The sequence below is a fragment of the Undibacterium sp. GW821-FHT11B02 genome (genome assembly GCF_058808955.1).
In genome coordinates this window covers 22,486-42,762 of the sequence record NZ_JBXASD010000018.1, presented here as the reverse complement: position 1 = coordinate 42,762, position 20,277 = coordinate 22,486, and the positions used below count along the sequence as shown (strand labels likewise).

Here is a 20,277-nt window from a genome sequence, read left to right as displayed (position 1 = left end):
CACAGTACAATTGTTGAATGGGTCCTTAGCTGATCCAAGTCCCGGTTTTCTTATTTGCAGAGCGCTGTCTGAAAATAAAAATTGTGCTATGCAGTATAAAACACGGCGACAGTGTCGTCGTATAAAACTTTAAAGGAGTTTATATGAGCTGGTTCCTGAATTTGAAGATTGCATACAAATTGTTGCTTTCGTTTCTGGTAGCCTTGAGTCTGACACTGGCCACCGGCATTTTTGGGATTGTTCAAATCTCGCGTCTGAATGTGGCTTCCACCGGTGTTCTTACCGACACTTTACCCAGCGTGCGTTATGCACTTCTCATGAAGGCAACCCTCAACCGCATGCGCGTGTCCGAGTTGCAGCACATTCTGTCGAGCGAAGAAGCTGATTACAGCTATTACGAAAAAAGTTTACAATCCCGCACCACGGAATTTATGGGGTATGAATCCAAATATCGCTTGCTGGTCAGCTCGCCGGAAGAAAAACAGTTATTCGATTCTTTGGCTCAGTCTTTCGCGTCATATGGTGAGGCCAGCAAAAAATTACTGGCCTTGTCACGTGCTGGAAATACCGAAGAGGCACGCAAAGCCATCAGGGGTGACTCCGTTAAGTTATTTCGTGGTGTAAATGATCTGGTTGATAAACTGGTTGAACTGAGTCAGGCAGAAAGTGAGCGCGCCTCTGCGACGAATGACAGCCTGTTTACATCGTCACGTTTATGGATATTTGGCATCATGGCAGTTGCCATGTTACTGAGTGTGATTTTGGCCTTGTGGATTGCGCGCCTGATCAGCCGGCCATTGCGTGCGGCAGTCAGTATTGCAGAAAGCGCTGCCAGTGGCGATCTGACTGTATCAATTGAAGTAAGTTCCGAAGATGAAATCGGCCAGTTGTTGCGAGCCATGCAAACGATGAATACAAGCTTGCAGAAATTGGTGGGCCAGGTGCGTGAAGGTACTGATGCCATTACTATCGCGTCGCGTGAAATTGCTACTGGCAATCTTGATTTATCCAGCAGGACCGAACAACAGGCAGCATCGCTGGAAGAAACTGCATCTGCAATGGAGCAACTGACTTCCACCGTCAAACAAAATGCAGACAATGCACGTCATGCCAATAGTCTGGCTGCGACCGCTACTGTCGTGGCAGGGAAGGGCGGTGAGGTAGTTGGCGAAGTAATCGCGACGATGAGTTCCATTAACGATTCATCCCGCAAAATTGTGGATATTATCAGTGTCATTGATGGCATCGCATTCCAGACCAATATTCTTGCGCTGAATGCTGCGGTAGAAGCCGCACGGGCAGGTGAACAGGGCCGTGGCTTTGCCGTGGTTGCCAGCGAGGTGCGCAATCTGGCGCAACGCAGTGCTGCCGCAGCCAAAGAAATCAAGGAACTCATCAATGACTCGGTAGAAAAAGTCGGTGTCGGCAGCAAGCTGGTTACCCAGGCTGGCAGTACCATGGAAGAAGTGGTTGACAGCGTGCGTAAAGTCAATGATATCGTCAATGAGATCAGCTCTGCCACGACAGAACAAAGCAGTGGCATTGAAGAAGTCAATACGGCCATCATCAAGATGGATGAAGTCACGCAGCAAAATGCCGCACTGGTGGAAGAAGCAGCCGCCGCTGCGCAATCCATGCAAGACCAGGCAGTGCATTTGACCAATGCGGTCAGCGTATTCAGGCTGGATGCACATCCTGTACGCAGGGCGACACCAAGATAAATTCAGCTTCTGTTATTAATATTAGAACTCATTTCATAAATAGGGATGAGTGCGAGCAAGGCGATTCGGGATACAGTGTCACATCGCGCTTCAATGCGCCCGCAAAAAAGTAAATGCGGCCAGCTCCCGGAGGGTTTGCCTCATAACCCGCGCTGGACTGCAAGATGAGCACAATTCGATCGGAAAGTATGGTGGCTTGGCGACCCACGGTCGGGGTACCAGCATTGGTTTTTGTACCGACAAAAGCAAGGCGATCAAGCCCTTTGTCTGATTTGGCTTGCTGATAAAAATAAGCGATGTTTCATGATATCCCCTTCGATAGGGGGAGGCATAAGGCTTGTATTTCAAGTTTGACGATTCTGTTTTTGCGTTTTTACACTGGCTTGAACAAGCTGCTTGTGAACAGGTCGCACACAACTATCTGCTGAGTCTGTTTATACAATTCAGTTGCAATTCTTGATAGAAAGCGTTGCTGTGGTAGCGTCTCTTTTCAACTGATCCGATTCAGCAATTCTTGTCAGTCGCTGCAGATCTCCATTGACAGTGAACTGGCTGATCGTACTGGCGATATTCGCAGCCAGTGCTTTGTGCTTGATATTCAGATAGTGATGAGCGGGTTGTGTCAGTAAGACCATTTTTTCTGATACTGCATCGGTTGCCGCAATTTTGTTCATGGCCCTATAGGCGCTGTATCTGGAATCAACTGCCACGTCAATGCGACCAGCTACCAGCATTTTGAACAGGCTCTCTGAAGTGTCTGCAAACGTGATCCCAGTCAGGCCGTCAGTGGCATTTTGAGCGTTCATGATTCCACGGACTATACCTACTTTCAGGGGGCGCAAATCACTTTTATTGTTGATGCTGAGATCGCGGTTTTTTTTCGCAAAAGCAAGCGTTTCAACCACGATATAAGGGGGATCGATACGCAGCAACTCTGGGTGTGCCGCAGCATAATTGGGTGGTCGCAGCACCTCACCGTCAATATGACCGGCTTTGGCCTCTTTGGTCGCGCGCAGGGGAGGCAGATTGATAATGCAAAAGTGTAGTCCGGCTTGTTTGTATACTTCACCTAGAATGGAAGCGGCGATGACGCCGGTTGCAGAGTCAACATTGACAGAAATCTGCAAAGTCGCAGGTGTTTCTGTGGCGAGACTCGTCGCGATTAGCAAGGCCATCATATTCATTAACTGTCCTTCGTATGTCTCCAGGCATTTGTACAAGTTAACATCAGGGATATAATGCAGTCCCTATAACAGATTTGACGGGTGTATGGACAGATACTGCCATATTCCTTGTGACTTGACTGTGGTAAAAGCGCAAATTTTTTTGCACCTCGTTTTGTGGGCGCAAGGCCATGAAATGTGTTTTATCTATCCCTCAAATTTGACGGTGCCTGTTGTGAAAATCACAGAGATAGACTTTGGCATACAATTCTGAACATGACAAAACAATGTATGCAAATCGGCAAGCCGCGCTTGCTAATCGTGGGTTGTGGCGATGTGGGCATGCGTTTGCTGCCTTTATTGCAGACGCATTTCCGTGTATTCGCTGTGACAAGTCACGTAGCCCGCTGCGCCGAATTAAGGTCGGCAGGGGCTGTACCCATTCTGGCGAATCTTGACGAACCAGATAGCCTGGCGCGGCTGGCGGGTTTGGCAAAGCGGGTTGTACATCTTGCCCCGCCGCGCAGCGAGGGTGATACCGACATCCGCACCCAAAACCTGGTTGCGGTATTGGCTGACAAGAGTCATATGGTGTATGTCAGTACCACCGGCGTGTATGGTGATTGTGGTGGTGCTGAATTTGATGAAACCAGAAGTGTGAAGCCGCAAAATGCCCGTGCGACGCGACGTGTTGCTGCTGAACGCTGCTTGCGTGCCTGGGCCAGACGCACCAAATCGCGTCTGTCCATCTTGCGCGTGCCAGGCATTTATGCGGCAGATCGCCTGCCGCTGGAACGTCTGCACAAAGGCACGCCAGCACTGATGGATGCTGATGATGTGTACACCAATCATATTCATGCCGATGATCTGGCACAGTTGATACGGCTGGCCCTGTTTCGTGCTTCACCGAACCGTGTTTATCATGCGGTGGATGACAGCGACATGAAGATGGCTAGTTATTTTGACCTGGTGGCAGATGCTTTTGAACTATCACGCCCGCCACGCTTGCCACGAAACGAACTGGCCCAACAGGTCAGCCCGGTGCTGATGTCTTTTATGTCGGAATCGCGGCGACTGCAAAATCAGCGTATCAAGCAGGAGTTAGGAGCACGCCTGCGCTATGCCTCGGTCAGGGAGGGGGTACTGGCTGCGCTGGATTCCAGCGGCAAGATGACGAAAAAGACGGAACCCTGACCTTCTTCACTGTGGAAACCGATTTCCCCACCCATTTTTTCTATCATGGTCTTGCTCAGACTAAGCCCCAGACCGGTACCTGCATATTTGCGGGTCGCCTTGGCATCTTCCTGTGTAAACTTCTGAAAAATGCTGCTTTTGAATGCCTCTGAAATACCAATGCCATAGTCCCGCACTTCAACACGTGCATGATTCGCGTTTGCACTGACGGTGACATCAACCCTCCCATTTTCGCGTGAGAACTTGACAGCGTTCGACAGCAAATTTGACAAAACCTGAGTGAAGCGCTGCGAATCTACCCTGACCGGCAAGATGCGTTCAGCCAACAGTTTACAGCGTATATCGATACCAAAATTCTGGGCGTATCCCAGATTTGACTGTATGGAGTTTTGTACCAGTTCGTCTAGTGACAAGGTTTCAAAATGAAACTGCATATTGCCGTATTCGAGTTTTTCAAAATCCAGCAAGTCATTGATCAGTGCGGTCAGACGGGTGGCATTGTCATTTGCCATGAGCAGCATGGTGCGTGCTTTGTCCGGAATTTCCCCGGCTACCCCGCCAACCAAAAGACCAAGTACGCCACGTATGGAGGTCAATGGTGTACGCAATTCATGTGAAACGGCAGAGACAAATTCAGTCTTGAGTTTTTCCACCCGTTTTTTTTCAGACAAGTCATGCATGATAATGACCAATAACACTTTCAGTCCCAGTTGGACGCGAGTAATGGCCAGTTCTACCGGCACGTCATGATTGTTTTTGTTTCTGACAGTAACTTCTGCTCTGTCACTTCCGCCCGTTTCTTCAAGCGACATGCTGGGGGGCGAACTTGTCAAATGACGTGTTAGTACCGAGCACGAATCGGGATCGGGAAACAAACTCAGCATGTTTTGGCCGGTCAGGCTTCCATGCGTATATTTGAGCAAAATTTCCGCTGATTGATTGACCGATTCGATGATGCCATATTCGTCGGTAGTGAGTATGCCTTCAGCCGCATTGTCGAGTATGGTGCGCAATCTTTCTTCGCTATCATGCAACTGTGCGGTTCTTTGCGCCACCAGTTTTTCTATGCCATAGGTATGTGCGGTGGCGACTAACAGATAAGCACCTAAAAGCCCGGTGAACAGCAGGCCGCCCACCATGGTGATCCAGGTAATCCAGGCAACATGAGATTTCCAGTATTCTGAAGAAGGCTGAGCCAGGAAAGCGTATTGCCTGCCGCCGAAATTGATGGTGGCCTGGAACAGGTAACGATTGTCGATTTCTGCAATATCGTCAAGAAAGATGCCTTTCTTCCCTGGGTAAGACAGGTCATAGAATTTGACACTGACATTTTTCAGGTCTTCGGTAGAGAGCGTGTCTTTGACCAAGTTCCCCATGCGTAACATGCTGACCGCAGCACCGGAAAATGCGGCCTTTCTTAGTTCGATATTGTCCAAGGGCTTGCTGTGTTCATACACAGGGGCGAACAGCAACACATGTAATTGCTGATCAGCGGGATCGAAAGAGGTAAGCGGATCGGTAACAGTCAGACTACCACTGTCGCGGGCATCTTCGACGGCGTTCCTGCGTAATATGCTGGAGCCCATGTCATAACCAAAAAGCGGCTGATTACGGGCAAACGGTTCTACGTATTTGACTGGGTAATAATCATCTCTTACTTTTGCCTCTTCCAGATGCTGCTGCTCATCCATCTCCAGTATCTGGAAATTGGCAAAGCCTTCACGCAGGACGGATACTTCAAAATTTTCCCTTTCCAATTGCGTGACTTTAGGCACCCAGGCCAAAAAGGAGATGGTTTTTTTATCGGCAATGGTGGGGCTGACGAAAGTGGCAAATTCGCCCCGGTCCACATGATTTGAACTGGCGTACAGGCGTTCGACATTACGCATGATGTCGGAATGGCTGTCCAGCTTGTTTTGCAGGCTCTGGGCCACACGTTCTGCTTTCAGGCGAAATTCAAGTTGCTGCTTTTGCTCTTCACGATAGCGTGTAAAAGAGAACGCCGTAATGACCAGTAACAGGCAGACCAGCAGTGGCAACATGACGCTCCATCTCCTAGTATACCAAATTGCGCGTGGTTTGCCATACATGACCATGACAATGGGGGTAATCGTCAGCACACCGAAGGTATCACCTGTCCACCAGCCTATCCAGTTGTTGATGAATTCCGGCCAGGGTACGATATTGAGCACCACAAGAGTGGTAACGCTGATGGTGGCATTGATCAGACAGGCGATCAGGGCACCGTAAAAAAAGAATTGAAAGATAACCTTGTCGGTACCGAGTGACAGGTCATCCCGCAAATGAAATCTTATCATGCGGCAGCCAGCGGCAGCTTGCAGCATCGCGCCGGCAGCGACGACAAATGAAGCTATCCAGGCGCTTGCATCAAGGCTGCCGCTAATTTCAAGATTGATGAGAAGATTCGCGAACAGGGCACCTGCAGCAACACCGGGCAATAAGCGGTAGCCACCTGTTAAAACCGCCCCGAGCGCGATACCTGCAGATGGGTAAATCGCGATCGAGTAGCCGGGCGGAATCGCCAGCAACAAGGACAGCCGTCCAAGTGCGGCATAGACTAAGGCAACCACCAGGGTTTGCAGGAGTAGTCGCCGCTTTGTGATGGAAGTGTTGGACGGTACTGGATGCATTCCTGCTTGCCCTGAAAACGTCGCTAAATCAGTGATGAAGTCACTTTCAATACTTCATCGGCGGTGGTTACCCCTTCTATGATCTTATAGGCACCGGCGATGCGCAAGGGTTTCATGTCATCTTTGATACTTTGCAGGCGCAGTGCGTGGATGTCAGCTTCTTCGGTGATGAGTTTGCTGAACGGAATGGTGACCGTCAGCAATTCATACAGTCCGGTACGGCCCAGGAAGCCGGTTTGCCTGCATTCTGGACAGCCGACCGGGCGATAAATAGCTTGTGGCTTGGGAATGCCCCAGTCTTCCACCAAAGATGACCAGACGGCATCCTGCATTTCCCCATCAGGAGATTTGCAATGTATGCACAGGGTTCGTACCAGCCTTTGTGCCAGGATACCGATGATGGTTGCTTCGAGCAGATAATATGGTACACCCAGTTCCAGCAAACGCATGATGGCAGAAGGCGCGTCATTGGTGTGCAGGGTGGACAGAACCAGATGGCCGGTCAGTGCTGCCTGTATCGCCATTTCTGCCGTGGGCAAGTCACGGATCTCACCCACCATGATGATATCAGGATCCTGACGCATCAGCGCTCGTATGCCGTCCGCAAAGCCAAGGTCGATGGAAGCCTGTACCTGCATCTGGTTGAAGGAGCCTTCCACCATCTCGATAGGGTCTTCGACAGTACAGACGTTGACGTCTGGTGTCGCCAATGCTTTCAGGGTGGTGTACAACGTGGTGGTTTTACCAGAACCGGTAGGCCCGGTCACCAGGATGATGCCATGCGGTTTGCTGGTCAGGTGATCCCAGCGCTTCGCATCATTGATGGGGAAGCCCAGTTCGGGCAGTGTCTTGACCACGACTTCCGGATCAAAAATACGCATGACCATTTTTTCGCCAAAGACAGTAGGCAGGGTGGACAGACGCAACTCCACTTCCTGGCCATCATTGGTCCTGGTCTTGATACGGCCATCTTGCGGGCGTCGTTTTTCGATCACGTCCATGCGACCCAGCAATTTGATACGTGCCGTCATGGCGATCATGACCGTGGCTGGTACCTGATAGACCTGATGCAGCACACCGTCGATACGGAAACGGATGATGGAGATATCGCGCTTTGGCTCCAGATGAATATCTGAGGCACGCTGGTCAAAGGCAAACTGCCACAGCCAGTCAACAATATTGATGACGTGCTGGTCGTTGGCATCAACCTGTTTGTTGGCTTTGCCAAGTTCGACCAATTGTTCAAAGTTCTGGCGCAGAGCAGCATCATTTTTGTTGGCCTTGCGCGCATCCTTGATCGACTTGGCCAGCGAGAAAAACTGAACAATGTATTGTGAAATTTCCAGCGGATTCGCCAACACCAGGCGAATTTCCTTGCGTGTGAATTTCAGGATTTCCTGTTGCCACTCAAGATTGAACGGTTCGGTAGTGGCGATGACGACGGTATTGGCGTTGGACTCTACCGGCAAGATGTTGAAGCGTGTCGCGTACGAAGACGACATCACGTCTGAAACATTGGTGAAATCAATTTTCAGTGGGTCTATGCGGTAGAAAGGCATATTGACTTTGCCTGCTGCCCATTCGGTCAGCCAGTCCAGCGTCAATAAAATATGTGGGGCAATGGCTGAATGTAATTTTACCTGCGCAACTGCCGTCAGCGGATGCATGGAAGCGGGGCCATTTTTCAGCAATCCCTGGGCAGCGTTAAAATGGCTTTTGGCTTCTTCCTTGAGGACGATGCCGTCTGCCATCAGCCAGGTAAAAATCTGCTGAAGATTCAAGCTGCGGTGTGCGGGTTTATTCATATTCTTTTGGCGTCTCAAATAATCAGTTTGGATTGCGGGTGGCTTTTAACCCGTTGACCCAGGACTTGGCTGGAAGTTTGCTGCTGGCTTTGATCTTTTCAGCACGCTCATACAGGCTGTCAAAGTCCAGTGTTTTTCTTTGTTTGAAGGCGATGGCAACCACATTACCTTCGTGGACTTCTGGCAGGCACAGTACCTGGTCAAAGGCAAAGCGCATGGCTTTCAGGTTACGGGCATAACTGGGGTGGTCGCCAAACAGGTTTACGGTCAGTATGCCGTCGTCTTTCAGACAGGCTGCGCAGGACTGATAAAACTCTGCACTGTCCAGTACCGGGCCACGTGCGGTGGCGTCATACAGGTCTACCTGCATGGCATCAGCGCTGCCGTGATTGTTTTCATCATTGACATAATCCAGGGCATCCATTTCCAGCACTTGCAAACGTTCGTCGTTCGCTGGCAGTTTGAACATGCTTTCACAAATGGCAATGACCGAGGGATTCAATTCCACTGCGGTCACACGGGCGTTCACAAACTGGCGGTAGCAGAATTTGCTCAGCGCGCCAGTCCCCAGACCCAGTTGTACCAGATGTTCAGGTGTGTCAATGAACAGCATCCAGGCCATCATCTGTTGAGCGTATTCCAGTTCCAAGGCATCTGGTTTGCGCAGGCGCATGGCACCTTGCACCCATTCGGTACCGAAATGGAGAAAGCGCACGCCGTCGAATTCAGACAGGGTAACCGGGGCAAATTTGGGTTTGCGGTTGGCTTTTTGGGTAACCGCAGCTTTGGGGCCGGAACGATGGTTTGCTTCGGCTTCTATGGATTTTCGTTTGATTAGCATGGGCTTATTTTAACCAGTCACTTGGCGCTTAAAAAGGAAATTTACATGATTCCTGTTGCCAGTCATGATTTTTGCCTGAAAATGCATCATTTGGGCAGATTTTTGGGCATAAACTGGCTAAGTAGTCACGTCGTCTGTAATGTCCGCACTACGCTGTTAAGAGAGTCATTACATCTCTGATTTGAATTGCGCTTTCCATTCCAGCAGCTTGTCTTCAAAAGAACGCATGGCGTAAGCCGGGGAAGATGAGGGCAGGATTGCGGTCTGGTAGCCGCGTTCATTGAAATAGCCAGCCATTTTCCCCGCCGTCTGGCCGTTGAAACAGAGTTTCCGCAACTGCGGATGTTGTGCCTGCAAGCTGGTGAAATCATTCAGCTTGCCCTGACGTATGGCCGAATCCAGGCTGCCAGATCGTATGCAGGAATGAAATACATCCCACAAACCGACACCATGCGTCAGCAAGCAATCCAGCCGTTGCGGGTAATTGAGGGCCAGCATATCGGTTTCTAGCGAGGCTGACATCAGGCGCCAGAACTGGTTTTGTTTATACGCATAATATTGAGCTGCATGCAGCGAGGCTTCTCCGGGAAAACTGCCAAGTATCAGGGTTTGAGTGGACTGATCGATGACGGGTGGAAAGCCTTGTAATAGTGGCAAAGTTGTTTCGGCCTGCATGCCTTGCTCTTTCGTGGGGTGGGGTGGAATCTGCTAGCAGCTTAGCAAGCATTTGCCAATTTCGCTTGCCTCTGTAATCTGGGTTTTGAACTTACCCCGTCTTTTACTGGTCAACGTTATTAACAGTAGTGCGTTTAGTAGTGATGTATTGATTGAAATGACAAAGGAGTTTATCTTGAAGCGTCTTATTATTCTGGCTGCGGTAGCCAGCCTGAGTGCCTGTGCCGTCACGTCACACAATTCAGGTAGTGTGTACAACGCCAGACAGACTCAGAATGAACAAAGTGTGCGTATGGGCTATGTAGAATCGATACGCGATGTCACCATAGACCGTGGTCAAAGCGGTGTTGGGACTGCTGCAGGTGCAGCATTGGGTGGTATTGCTGCCGGATCATCGATAGGCAAGGGTAACGGTGCCCTGGCGGCCGGTATTGTCGGCGCGATTGCTGGCGGCATGATAGGACAGAATGTAGAAAAGAACGCGACCCAGGTGCCTGGTCTGGAAATTACAGTCAAACTTGATAATGGCGAATTGAGGGCCATTACCCAGGATGCGGATGAACCATTCCGTGTTGGCGACAGAGTACGTTTGCTGTCGAATGGCAGAACCACCCGTGTAACGCATTGATTCGGGCAGGAAATAGCATCTTTAACCTGGCAGATTGATGCCAGGGACTGAAAAATCTTGTCACAAATTTGCCCCCGGAAACGACCAGCTAGTCTGGTCGTTTTTGTTTTCATCGACTATGCTTGAAGAGCAAAGCGGCTTGATTTTCTGTACACCCTCTCGCTATGCAGCATGGGTTGGAAATAACCGGAATTCAAGTATAGTAAGGGCTCGGACGCATCAATGTGTCATCAGTGCACAGGTAAAAGGAGGTCAAAGTGAAAAAGATTTGTACCGTATTGTTGCTGACCACCTTTCTGGTCGGACCGGCATATGCTGGTAGCGCTAAGGTCAGTTGGCAAGAGCCGGAGAAATTTACCGATATTCGTCCTACGAATGAAAGCAAGGTCAGTTTTCAGGAAAGGGTCATCAAGGAATTTGACCGCATGTTTGATGATCTGGCAAAAAAACTGCCAGATGGTTATGAATGGGATATTACAGTCACAGATGTGGACTTGGCTGGCGATGTCAGACCATTCTTTAGTCCTATGGTGAGTGATGTTCGTGTGATCCGCGACTTATACTGGCCACGCATGCACTTTAGTTTCAGTCTCAAGGATGAGCAGGGAAAAGTCGTAGCATCTGGCGATGAAGATGTGAAGGACATGAGTTTCCTCATGCGTATGGGGGTTGCCAGCGGCCATACCAGTTTCCAGTATGAAGAACAGATGCTGCATGACTGGTTCATTAAACAGCAAAAGGAAAAGATTTTTCCTGCTCGCTGATTTTGATGTGGCATAAAAAAACGGACTCAGTTTGAACTGAGTCCGTTTTTTTTGAGCTGACTTGCTTAAAGGATCAACTTATTTGTCTAACAGCAATTCGTTCAGGCGTTTCACGAAACCGCTAGGATCGCTGAGATTGCCACCTTCGGCCAGCAAGGCCTGGTCAAACAGGATGTGTGACCAGTCACTGAATTTAGCTTCTTCATATTTCAATTTCTGAACCAGTGGATGGTCAGGATTGACTTCCAGAATAGGCTTGGAGTCCGGCGCGTTTTGGCCTGCAGCTTTCAGCATGCGTGCCAGATTGCCCGACAAATCATGTTCATCTGCCACCAGGCAGGCTGGTGAATCAGTCAGGCGGAAAGTGACGCGTACATCCTTGGCTTTATCGGCCAGGGCTGTTTTCATTTTCTCGACCAGATCCTTGAACTCGGTCTGCGTTTCTTCATGCTGTTTCTTTTCTGCTTCATCTTCCAGCTGACCCAGGTCCAGGCCACCTTTGGCGACGGATGCCAGTTCCTTGCCTTCGAAGTCATTGAGGAAGGACAACATCCATTCATCCACACGATCAGTCAGCAACAAGACTTCGACCCCTTTTTTGCGGAAGATTTCCAGGTGAGGGCTGTTCTTGGCTGTGGCATAGCTTTCAGCCGTGACATAGTAAATCTTGTCCTGGCCTTCTTTTGCACGTGCCAGGTAATCTGCCAGCGAAACATTTTGCACATCGCTGTCATTGTGGGTAGATGCAAAACGCAGCAGTTTGGCGACGCGCTCCTTGTTGGCACTGTCTTCGCCGATACCTTCTTTCAGCACCTGACCAAATTCTTTCCAGAAGCTTGCGTATTTGTCTTTCTTGGCCTGCGCATCTTCATCACCATCAGCATTTGCAAGGTCTTCCAGCATACCCAGTACGCGCTTGGTGGAACCTTCGCGGATAGCCTTGATGTCGCGGCTTTCCTGCAAGATTTCGCGGGAGACATTCAAAGGCAGGTCATTCGAATCAATGACGCCTTTGACAAAACGCAGATAGACCGGCATCAATTGTTCGGCGTCGTCCATGATGAAGACGCGTTTCACGTACAGCTTGATACCACCACGCTTGTTGCGGTCCCACAGGTCAAACGGCGCACGTGCCGGGATATACAGCAATTGCGTATATTCGCTGCGGCCTTCAACGCGGTTGTGGGTATGTGTCAGTGGCGCTGTGTAATCATGCGATACGTGTTTGTAAAACTCGTCATATTGCTCAGGCGAAATTTCAGATTTGCTGCGTGCCCACAAGGCGCTGGCCTGGTTGACGGTTTCCAGTTCGTCTTTCAATACCTGTTCTTTTTTCTCTTCGTCCCATTCTTCTTTTTGCATTTTGATAGGCAGGGAGATATGGTCGGAATAGGTACGGATCACCGATTTCAGTTTCCATGCCGACAAAAACTCATCTTCACCTTCGCGCAGATGCAGAGTGATGCTGGTACCGCGACCGGTTTTTTCTATGTCTTCCACACTGAAGTCGCCAGCACCTTCAGATTCCCAGCGTACAGCCTGGTCTGCAGGCAGACCGGCGCGACGGGATTCAACGGTGATGCGGTCAGCGACAATAAAGCCAGAATAAAAGCCGACGCCGAACTGGCCTATCATGGCCGCGTCTTTTTGCTGGTCACCTGACAGTTTGCCGAAAAATTCCTTGGTGCCGGATTTGGCGATCGTACCCAGATGTTCTATCGTATCTGCCTTGCTCATACCTATCCCATTGTCAGCAATGGTGATGGTGCGCGCTTCTTTGTTGAAGCTGACCTGGATTTGCAGGTCAGGGTCGCTTTCAAACAGACTGGCATCATTGATGGCTTCAAAACGCAGTTTGTCTGCTGCATCGGATGCGTTCGAGATCAGTTCACGTAAAAATATTTCCTTGTTTGAATACAAGGAATGAATCATCAACTGCAAGAGTTGTTTGACTTCGGCCTGAAAGCCCAGGGTTTGTTTTTCTGACATGGTTTCCCTCAAAGATTTCAATGGTTTTTCATTGGTATAGGTGGCAATTGCTTGCCTGCTGCTTTTTGTGGCAAATGCTTGAGCAGAGGGAAGGTGAGGCCGCTTTGGCGGATTTCAAGATGATTGCTTAAAATGCATGTCAATATTATTTCTTGGTATTTCTAGATTTAAGATGTTTGTGAACACTTGTTTTTTGTAAAAAATACTAGACTTCCCTTATATAGCAGTGCATATTCCTTGGATATTTTCATTGGTATAGGGTAGTAGCAATGTTGCTTAAAGTAACGAGTCTGCTCTGTTTTTACCTGCTCTGCGGCTACGTACCTGCACTTGGTGCCGTCAACGTCTATCTGACAGAGGTTGCCCCTTTTGCTTTTGCCAAAGATAGCAAGGATGGAAAGGGAGGCTATGACGGCATCAATGTACGCATAGTCAATGAATTACGCAGGCGATCGGGTGTGCCGCTGGAACTTCTGGTGGTGCCCAGTTCCCGTCATGTATTAATGTTTCCCGCTGATAAAGAAGCTTATAGTATTTCACAGACTGAAAATTTCAGCGATCAGGATGGCAGTGTTTTGTCTGAGGTGACGCAATTCCCTATTCTGGTGGTCGCTCACCGTGGTGCAGTGCTGAAAAGTTATGAGGATTTGATTGCCCTGTCTATGGAGCGGGGTATAGGCATGATGCGCAGACTGAACTATGGGGCATTCGGACAGGATGAGCGCATCAAAAAGGTCGAAATCAATACGCTGGAGAATGGTATGCGTATGCTTGAAGCCGGACGCATTTCAGGTATTGTCGGCAGTCAGCCGGCGATCCTGGCGGCGGCAGGGAAAGCCGCATCAACAAACTTATTAGGCCCCAGTCTGGTTATTTCCTATGGCGCCCATGTCATGCGTGTCAGACCAGAGTTTGCCAGCAGCGTGACTTCAAAAACCATTAGTGCGACTTTACTGGCGATGAAAAATGACGGCAGTATTGCGCGCATACTCGATGATTTCATGAAAGACCCCAGGGCAGGTTTGTTACCAGCAAAATAATCCGTTGGGATAGTCTGCATGATCTTTACCTGACACCCACGCCCTTGAATTTTTCCGGGTCAAAATCGGCGATATCAATTTTCCCGAAATGTTTCGGGGGTGTATAAATCTTTTCTTTGGCTTTATCTGGCTCGCTGGTGTGGAAGGATGATTCAGACACTTTCACCAATTGCCAGGTATCGTCCTTGCGCGAATAATTGAATTGATAGTCATTCGCCCAGCGCCAGGCGCTACCGCCGTAATGAGATACCGTGAAGCTCTTCTTGCCTGCCGTGAGGTCCGCAAATGGATCACCCATCATGCCGCCGCAGGTAGAGCAAAGGACGATTTTTTCATTGGTCTTGACCAGTTTTAATTTGCCGTCAGCCTGGCGTATGGCGATATGTAAAGGACGTTGACCCTGTTCCATATCTTCATCCGATGGGAGTTTCTTTTGCTTCTCCAGAATAAACACATAGTCAGCTTTGTCGTCGCCATTCAGGTCCGCACTGACAAAGGCAAGCAGCTTGGTGTTGGCTGTTATAAAAGGGAGTAAATCGGCAGGGATGTCTTTGCCTTCTATATAAGTGCCAGCCTGGCTGAGACCTGGCAACATGACCAAACTGGCGATGATCGCTGCTTTGCTCAGCAGCTGAATTTTTTGCATGATGCTTCCTCATGTCTTGAAAAAAAACAGGGGAAACGATTGTCTCCCCTGAAGTTCACTACATTAAATTTACAGTGCCTTGATTTGCATACCGTCGGCTTTATCTTCCACTTCATAGCCTAGTGCATGCAGCTCGCCGCGCAGGCGGTCTGCCTCGGCCCAGTTCCTGGCCTTGCGCGCAGCCTGACGTTGCTCTGCCAGGTTTTGTACTTTCGCCGGAATTTCCAGTACGCTGGGTTGCCACTGTGCCAGGCCCAGACCAAATACCCGGTCGAATTCGGTCAGCGTGGCTTTTTTATCGGCGTCAGATAAATCTGCTTTCAGCATTTCCCAAACCAGTGCCAATGCACGCGGGACATTCAGGTCTTCATTGATGAAGGCTGTAAATTTCTCGCGGTATTCGGCGTTGACGTTGCCGCCTGCTGGCCAGGCATGATAAGTCTCGCGCAGGCGCTGCAAGGCAGTTTGTGCCGACAGCAGAGCTTCAAAGCTGAATTGCATCTGGCTGCGGTAATGCGCGGTCAGGCACAGGTAGCGATATGCCAGCGGATCAATATTCTGGTCCAGCAGGGTTTGCAGTCGCAAAAATTCGCCACTGGATTTGGACATCTTGCCAGAATCGATTTGCAGGAAATAACCATGCATCCAGAAATTGGCCAGGCGGGTACCATGGCAAGCCTGGTTTTGCGCAATCTCATTGCTGTGGTGGATGGCGATATGGTCCTCACCGCCGCAATGGATATCAAACCAGGGTGTCAGGTATTTGGCCGACATGGCCGAGCACTCTATATGCCAGCCAGGGAAACCACGGCCCCACGGGCTGTCCCATTCCATTTGGCGATGTTCGTCCGGCGGACTGAATTTCCATAGGGCGAAGTCGGTCGCATGCAGTTTTTCACCGAGTTCTACGCGGCTACCAGCCTTGATGGCATCACGCTTGATGCGTGCCAGGAAACCATAGTCATCCTGCTTGTTGGTGTCAAAATAAATGCCATCGCTGGTGCGATAGGTATAGCCATTTTTTTCTATGGCTGCGATGAAATCAATCTGTTCTGCGATATGGTCAGTGGCCTTGCACCAGATGGCCGGTTCCAGGATGTGCAGTTTTTGCAAGTCATCCTTGAAGGCGGCTGTGAAGCGGTCTGCAATTTGCCAGGCAGATTCACCCGCTTTGCGGCTACCTTTTTCCATCTTGTCTTCACCATCGTCACCATCCGACACCAGATGGCCGACATCGGTGATGTTGATGACATGGCGCACGGTATAGCCATTCCATTCCAGAACACGACGCAGCAAGTCTTCAAACAGATAGGTGCGCAGGTTGCCGATGTGGGCATAGTCATACACGGTAGGGCCGCAGCAGTACAGGCCGACCCAGTCTTTGTTCAGTGGGCTGAAGGGGCGCAGGCGGCGTTCCCAATTGTCGTAGAGAAGTATGTCCATCTTGTTAGAAAAATATGAAAGTCAGAATTCGTTGGGTGGGGCTTGGGGCATCACAGGACAGAGCCAGGCCGGTCTGCGCTAATCGTGCAGGCTCAACAACAAGAACAGCTTGAGCAGAAGATCAGTGTGCTGATTGGCATGTCAGTTGGTGTGTATATGTTTGCTGGCGCACGCATGTATGACACAGGCATATTGCCTATGCAATGTTTAACATGTTGCTGGTCCAAGTGGGGCATATAATTAAGTAAGATTTAATCTGGCTTATCTGAGATGGCAGAAGTTCAGGATGAGAATGTAGCATAGATATGCGCAGATAGCTAAAAATGGTATTGGATTTACAAGTTGCAGCCAGAAGTAAAAACGACATAAAAACAGGTTTTGGAATGCAAATGAATTACAAAGACGTTAGCGAAGAAAATTATCGTTCTCAATACACCAAGCAGGACAGGGCACAAGTACGCCGGGTCATGCGTATCATGCTGTGGGCATTTTTACCGCTGGCACTGGTGGATGTCTTGTTCCATGATATTGGCTGGACATTGGCTGTTCTGTTGCTGCTGCGCTTGTCCGTATTTGGCTATTCGCTATGGCTGGTCAGGCAATATGTCAGGGTAGAGAATGTACCGGTACTGGACCGTTACGCCATGAACTGGATAGTGGCGGTGTTACTGACACAATTTATCAGCAATGCCTGTTTGCCGCGTGACTATTTTGGGCATTACATGGTCGATGCCTGGCTGATACTGATGGCATTCATCTCTCTGCCGCTCGCTTTGAACCAGCTGCGTACTCCTCTGTTTGCATTTGTGGCTGCATCCTGTTTTTTATTGTTGTACAAACAGTCGTCTACTTTTTCCCAGGCTGCCAGTGTGGTATTGATTTTGCCTGCGATTGCCATTACGGGTCACGCCATTGCTGCTTATGTGCATAGGTACAGAAGAAAACTGCTGAGTGCCGAAGAGGAGCTGGAAAGACAGGCAAACACCGATCCGGTCACTGGTGTGGCGAACTGGCGTGAGTTCATGCGTGTTTCGGATGTAGAGTTGCAACGCCACTTACGTCTTGGCAAACAGTTATCGGTTCTGGTGCTGGATTTGAATGATTTTAAGCATATCAACGACATCCATGGACCTCAGGTCGGGGATGTAATCCTGGTAGAGGTCACTCGGCGTGTCAAACGTGCCATGCGTTCTTATGATTGCATAGCACGGTATAGTGGCGAGGAATTCTGTGTCCTCTTGCCGGAAGCATCTGCGGAAGATGCTAATAGAATTGCCGACCGCGCACGTGCAACCGTGGTGGCCATGCCAATTTCAGTATCTGGCAGGGAGATGAAAATCAGTGCTTCGGTACGCACGGCAACCTTGCGTGAAGGCGATACTGCACTGAGCTTGATGCGCAGAGCTGGCGAGGCATTGGTAAGAGATGAGCAGCATGCTGAACAAACTGGTAATCTTGAGACTGTACCGGTATAAGTTGTAGCAAATTTACAGCATCATTCAGCTATTTGTGAGGACAGGAAAAATGAGTTTTTATGGCGTAACCGATTTATGGACTTATGTGCTGGGGGCACTGGGTATCATCTTGTTGCCAGGGCCGAATTCCATCTATGTGCTGGCAGTTGCAACTGCACGTGGCGTGCGTGAGGGCTATAAAGGCGCAATGGGTGTTTTTGTTGGTGACAGTGTTTTGCTGATGCTGACGGCGCTGGGTGCTGCTGGTATTTTGCGTACCTACCCGGCCTTATTCATGGTGGTTAAGTATGCAGGTGCTGCCTACCTGGCTTGGGTGGGTATTAATCTGATCTGGGGCGCTGTTCAGAAGTGGCGTAACAAGGCGGTGACGGTGACTGAAAACCAGACGGTAGCCGTGAATATGCAGAATCCGTTTAAGCGTGCTTTGGTGATCAGCTTATTGAACCCAAAGGCGATTTTGTTCTTGCTGTCCTTCTTCGTGCAGTTCATTGATCCCAATTACCCGACACCAGCGATTCCCTTCCTTATCCTTAGTGCAGTAGTGATGTTCTTTAGCGCATTATATTTATCCGTACTGATTTTTTTGGGGGCTCGTCTGGCGCGCGGTTTCAGCCAGCGCCGTCGTTTGTCGGCCAGCCTGTCCAGTGCCGTTGGTAGCCTGTTTGTCTGGTTTGGTGTCAAGCTGGCGAACGCCAGCTTGCATTGATATACATTTCCGGCGAAAGGGCGCAGACATCAACCCACTTCGCGTTTCAAAAATTCCCACACACCAGGGTCGGACATCGCTGCAATATTGATGCGCATCTTGGTGGAGGGTAACTGGCTGGGTGAAAACAGGCTGCCAGGCGCCAGCAAATAACCTTGTTCCATGGCTTTCTCTGTCAGCTTGTTGGTGTCGCAGCCGGTTTCTGTCCACAAGAACATGCCTGCCGGCGTGCGATAGTCCACCTTCATTCCCAGTTGTTCAATGCGTTTGGTGATGTCATCGCGGACGCCATCCAATTTCACGCGTATGCGGTCAACGTGCTTGCGGTAGTGCCCTTCTGACAGTATCTTGTAGACCACTCTTTCGCCAATTTCGGTTGTAGTCAGGGTTGACAGCATTTTACGGTCTGCCAGGCGTATTGCTAGTTCGGGCGAGGTGGCGATGAAGCCCACTCGCAGATTTGCTGCCAGTGTCTTGGAAAAACCACCCAGATAGATCACCCTGTTCAATTGGTCCAGTGCCGCTATGCGCGTCGCTGCCTGTACTGCCGGGCCAGGGTGCATATCGCAATACACATCATCTTCAACGACGATGAAGTCATGTTCTTCAGCGGTTTTCAAGACTTGAAAAGCCTTGGCGGCAGACAAAGATGTCGAGGTCGGATTATGCAAAACCGAATTGATGATATACAGCTTGGGTTTGTGCAAGGCGGCCAGCTCTGCCAGTTTGGCGACATCCGGGCCATCGTGCAGGCGCGGTATGCCTATCACCTTAGTGCCCAGTATGGCAAAAGAGCCAAACATCAAAAACCAGGCAGGATCATCAACAAAGATGGTGTCGCCGGGCTGGGTGAATTCGCGTGCTACCAGGTCGAGCGCCTGAGTGACACCACTGGTCATGACTATCTGTTCGGGCGAAGCGGCAATTTCCAGTTCTGCCAGTTTCAGTTGCAACTGCTGACGCAGAGGCAAAAAACCTTGCTGGGTACCGTAATGCAGTAACAGGTTCTGGTTCAGGCGGCTGATGGCACGCAGACCATTGGCGACCAGTTCACCGTCGAGCCAGTCATGCGGCAAGACACCTGACCCTGGCATTTTTTGTGGCGGCAACTGACGAAACATATTGCGTACCAGCCACACCACGTCCAGTTGCTGGGTGGGGGGAGTCGCCTGTGGTGTACTCGGCACATTGTTGAGCATCGATGCACGTTCACGTACAAAAAAACCAGCGCCGCGACGTGATTCCAGATAACCCTTGGCGACCAGCCTGTCATAGGCTTCCACCACGGTAAAGCGGGATACTGCCTGCTCATCAGCAAACTGGCGTATAGAAGGCATGCGGGCACCCGTGCGCAACAATTTGTCGTCAATACGGTTTGCGACGGCATTAACGATTTGTTCTACCAGCGAGCCGCCAGAGTCGCGTGAAATATAAAAAGTTGGCGTCAGCATGTCATGTCTCCCGGCTGTAATGGGTGAGAGGCCATTACAGTACGAATATTATTGGTTATAGTGTATTGGTACTGTATTGGTTTTT

16 protein-coding genes and 2 pseudogenes are annotated in these 20,277 nt (G+C 49.9%); 7 read left to right on the top strand and 11 right to left on the bottom strand.

The genetic code is table 11. From position 1 onward, the window contains the following. The first annotated feature begins 143 nt into the window (after nt 1-143). The gene (locus AC1RVX_RS27350; protein WP_493219748.1) at nt 144-1,721 is read left to right on the top strand and encodes a methyl-accepting chemotaxis protein; all 1,578 of its coding nucleotides are present in this window, start codon (nt 144-146) and stop codon (nt 1,719-1,721) included. Between the two features lie 443 nt (nt 1,722-2,164). On the opposite strand, the gene AC1RVX_RS27345 is transcribed toward AC1RVX_RS27350, so the two are convergent. Beyond that, nucleotides 2,165-2,905, bottom strand: a complete 741-nt coding sequence (locus AC1RVX_RS27345; protein WP_493219747.1) for a substrate-binding periplasmic protein — start codon at nt 2,903-2,905, stop codon at nt 2,165-2,167. 255 nt (nt 2,906-3,160) lie between these two features. On the opposite strand from AC1RVX_RS27345, the gene AC1RVX_RS27340 reads away from it, so the two are divergent. After that, nucleotides 3,161-4,078: an SDR family oxidoreductase gene (locus AC1RVX_RS27340; protein WP_493219746.1), complete on the top strand. Its 918-nt coding sequence runs from the start codon at nt 3,161-3,163 to the stop codon at nt 4,076-4,078. On the opposite strand, the gene AC1RVX_RS27335 is transcribed toward AC1RVX_RS27340, so the two are convergent. The 6 genes and pseudogenes from AC1RVX_RS27335 to AC1RVX_RS27310 all read right to left on the bottom strand — a co-directional run bounded on the left by AC1RVX_RS27335 (nt 4,003) and on the right by AC1RVX_RS27310 (nt 10,050). Further along, on the bottom strand, nt 4,003-4,512 hold the full coding sequence (locus AC1RVX_RS27335) for a sensor histidine kinase (RefSeq protein WP_493219796.1): 510 nt from the start codon (nt 4,510-4,512) through the stop codon (nt 4,003-4,005). The genes AC1RVX_RS27340 and AC1RVX_RS27335 overlap by 76 nt on opposite strands. A gap of 15 nt (nt 4,513-4,527) precedes the next feature. Then, nucleotides 4,528-5,217, bottom strand: a pseudogene (locus tag AC1RVX_RS27330) (histidine kinase dimerization/phospho-acceptor domain-containing protein); the annotation flags it as partial. 168 nt (nt 5,218-5,385) lie between these two features. Then, nucleotides 5,386-6,729: pseudogene (locus AC1RVX_RS27325) on the bottom strand (CHASE domain-containing protein); the annotation flags it as partial. Nucleotides 6,730-6,752: 23 nt separating this feature from the next. After that, nucleotides 6,753-8,534: a type IV pilus assembly ATPase TfpB gene (gene tfpB / locus AC1RVX_RS27320; RefSeq protein WP_493219745.1), complete on the bottom strand. Its 1,782-nt coding sequence runs from the start codon at nt 8,532-8,534 to the stop codon at nt 6,753-6,755. A gap of 22 nt (nt 8,535-8,556) precedes the next feature. Then, nucleotides 8,557-9,375 (bottom strand): spermine/spermidine synthase domain-containing protein, encoded by an 819-nt coding sequence (locus AC1RVX_RS27315; protein ID WP_493219744.1) that lies wholly within the window; start codon nt 9,373-9,375, stop codon nt 8,557-8,559. Between the two features lie 168 nt (nt 9,376-9,543). Continuing rightward, nucleotides 9,544-10,050, bottom strand: a complete 507-nt coding sequence (locus AC1RVX_RS27310) for a DNA-deoxyinosine glycosylase (protein ID WP_493219743.1) — start codon at nt 10,048-10,050, stop codon at nt 9,544-9,546. Nucleotides 10,051-10,225: 175 nt separating this feature from the next. On the opposite strand from AC1RVX_RS27310, the gene AC1RVX_RS27305 reads away from it, so the two are divergent. Both AC1RVX_RS27305 and AC1RVX_RS27300 read left to right on the top strand, forming a co-directional pair. Beyond that, a complete protein-coding gene (locus tag AC1RVX_RS27305; protein ID WP_493219742.1) occupies nt 10,226-10,678 on the top strand; it encodes an outer membrane lipoprotein in 453 nt (150 codons plus the stop codon). Between the two features lie 257 nt (nt 10,679-10,935). Continuing rightward, nucleotides 10,936-11,442 (top strand): DUF3016 domain-containing protein, encoded by a 507-nt coding sequence (locus tag AC1RVX_RS27300; protein ID WP_493219741.1) that lies wholly within the window; start codon nt 10,936-10,938, stop codon nt 11,440-11,442. A gap of 78 nt (nt 11,443-11,520) precedes the next feature. On the opposite strand, the gene htpG is transcribed toward AC1RVX_RS27300, so the two are convergent. Then, on the bottom strand, nt 11,521-13,431 hold the full coding sequence (htpG, locus tag AC1RVX_RS27295; RefSeq protein ID WP_493219740.1) for a molecular chaperone HtpG: 1,911 nt from the start codon (nt 13,429-13,431) through the stop codon (nt 11,521-11,523). A 269-nt stretch (nt 13,432-13,700) separates the two neighbouring features. On the opposite strand from htpG, the gene AC1RVX_RS27290 reads away from it, so the two are divergent. Continuing rightward, a complete protein-coding gene (locus AC1RVX_RS27290) occupies nt 13,701-14,471 on the top strand; it encodes a type 2 periplasmic-binding domain-containing protein (protein WP_493219739.1) in 771 nt (256 codons plus the stop codon). Nucleotides 14,472-14,496: 25 nt separating this feature from the next. Here the strand turns inward: AC1RVX_RS27290 and AC1RVX_RS27285 are convergent, their stop codons facing one another. Next, nucleotides 14,497-15,117, bottom strand: a complete 621-nt coding sequence (locus AC1RVX_RS27285; RefSeq protein WP_493219738.1) for a hypothetical protein — start codon at nt 15,115-15,117, stop codon at nt 14,497-14,499. A gap of 69 nt (nt 15,118-15,186) precedes the next feature. Beyond that, a complete protein-coding gene (gene cysS, locus AC1RVX_RS27280) occupies nt 15,187-16,560 on the bottom strand; it encodes a cysteine--tRNA ligase (protein ID WP_493219737.1) in 1,374 nt (457 codons plus the stop codon). A 389-nt stretch (nt 16,561-16,949) separates the two neighbouring features. On the opposite strand from cysS, the gene AC1RVX_RS27275 reads away from it, so the two are divergent. Then, nucleotides 16,950-18,035, top strand: a complete 1,086-nt coding sequence (locus AC1RVX_RS27275) for a GGDEF domain-containing protein (protein ID WP_493219736.1) — start codon at nt 16,950-16,952, stop codon at nt 18,033-18,035. Between the two features lie 49 nt (nt 18,036-18,084). Beyond that, the gene (gene leuE / locus AC1RVX_RS27270) at nt 18,085-18,741 is read left to right on the top strand and encodes a leucine efflux protein LeuE (protein WP_493219735.1); all 657 of its coding nucleotides are present in this window, start codon (nt 18,085-18,087) and stop codon (nt 18,739-18,741) included. Nucleotides 18,742-18,770: 29 nt separating this feature from the next. Here the strand turns inward: leuE and AC1RVX_RS27265 are convergent, their stop codons facing one another. Then, nucleotides 18,771-20,192, bottom strand: coding sequence for an aminotransferase-like domain-containing protein (locus AC1RVX_RS27265; protein ID WP_493219734.1), 1,422 nt, complete (start codon nt 20,190-20,192; stop codon nt 18,771-18,773). Between the last annotated feature and the right edge of the window lie 85 nt (nt 20,193-20,277).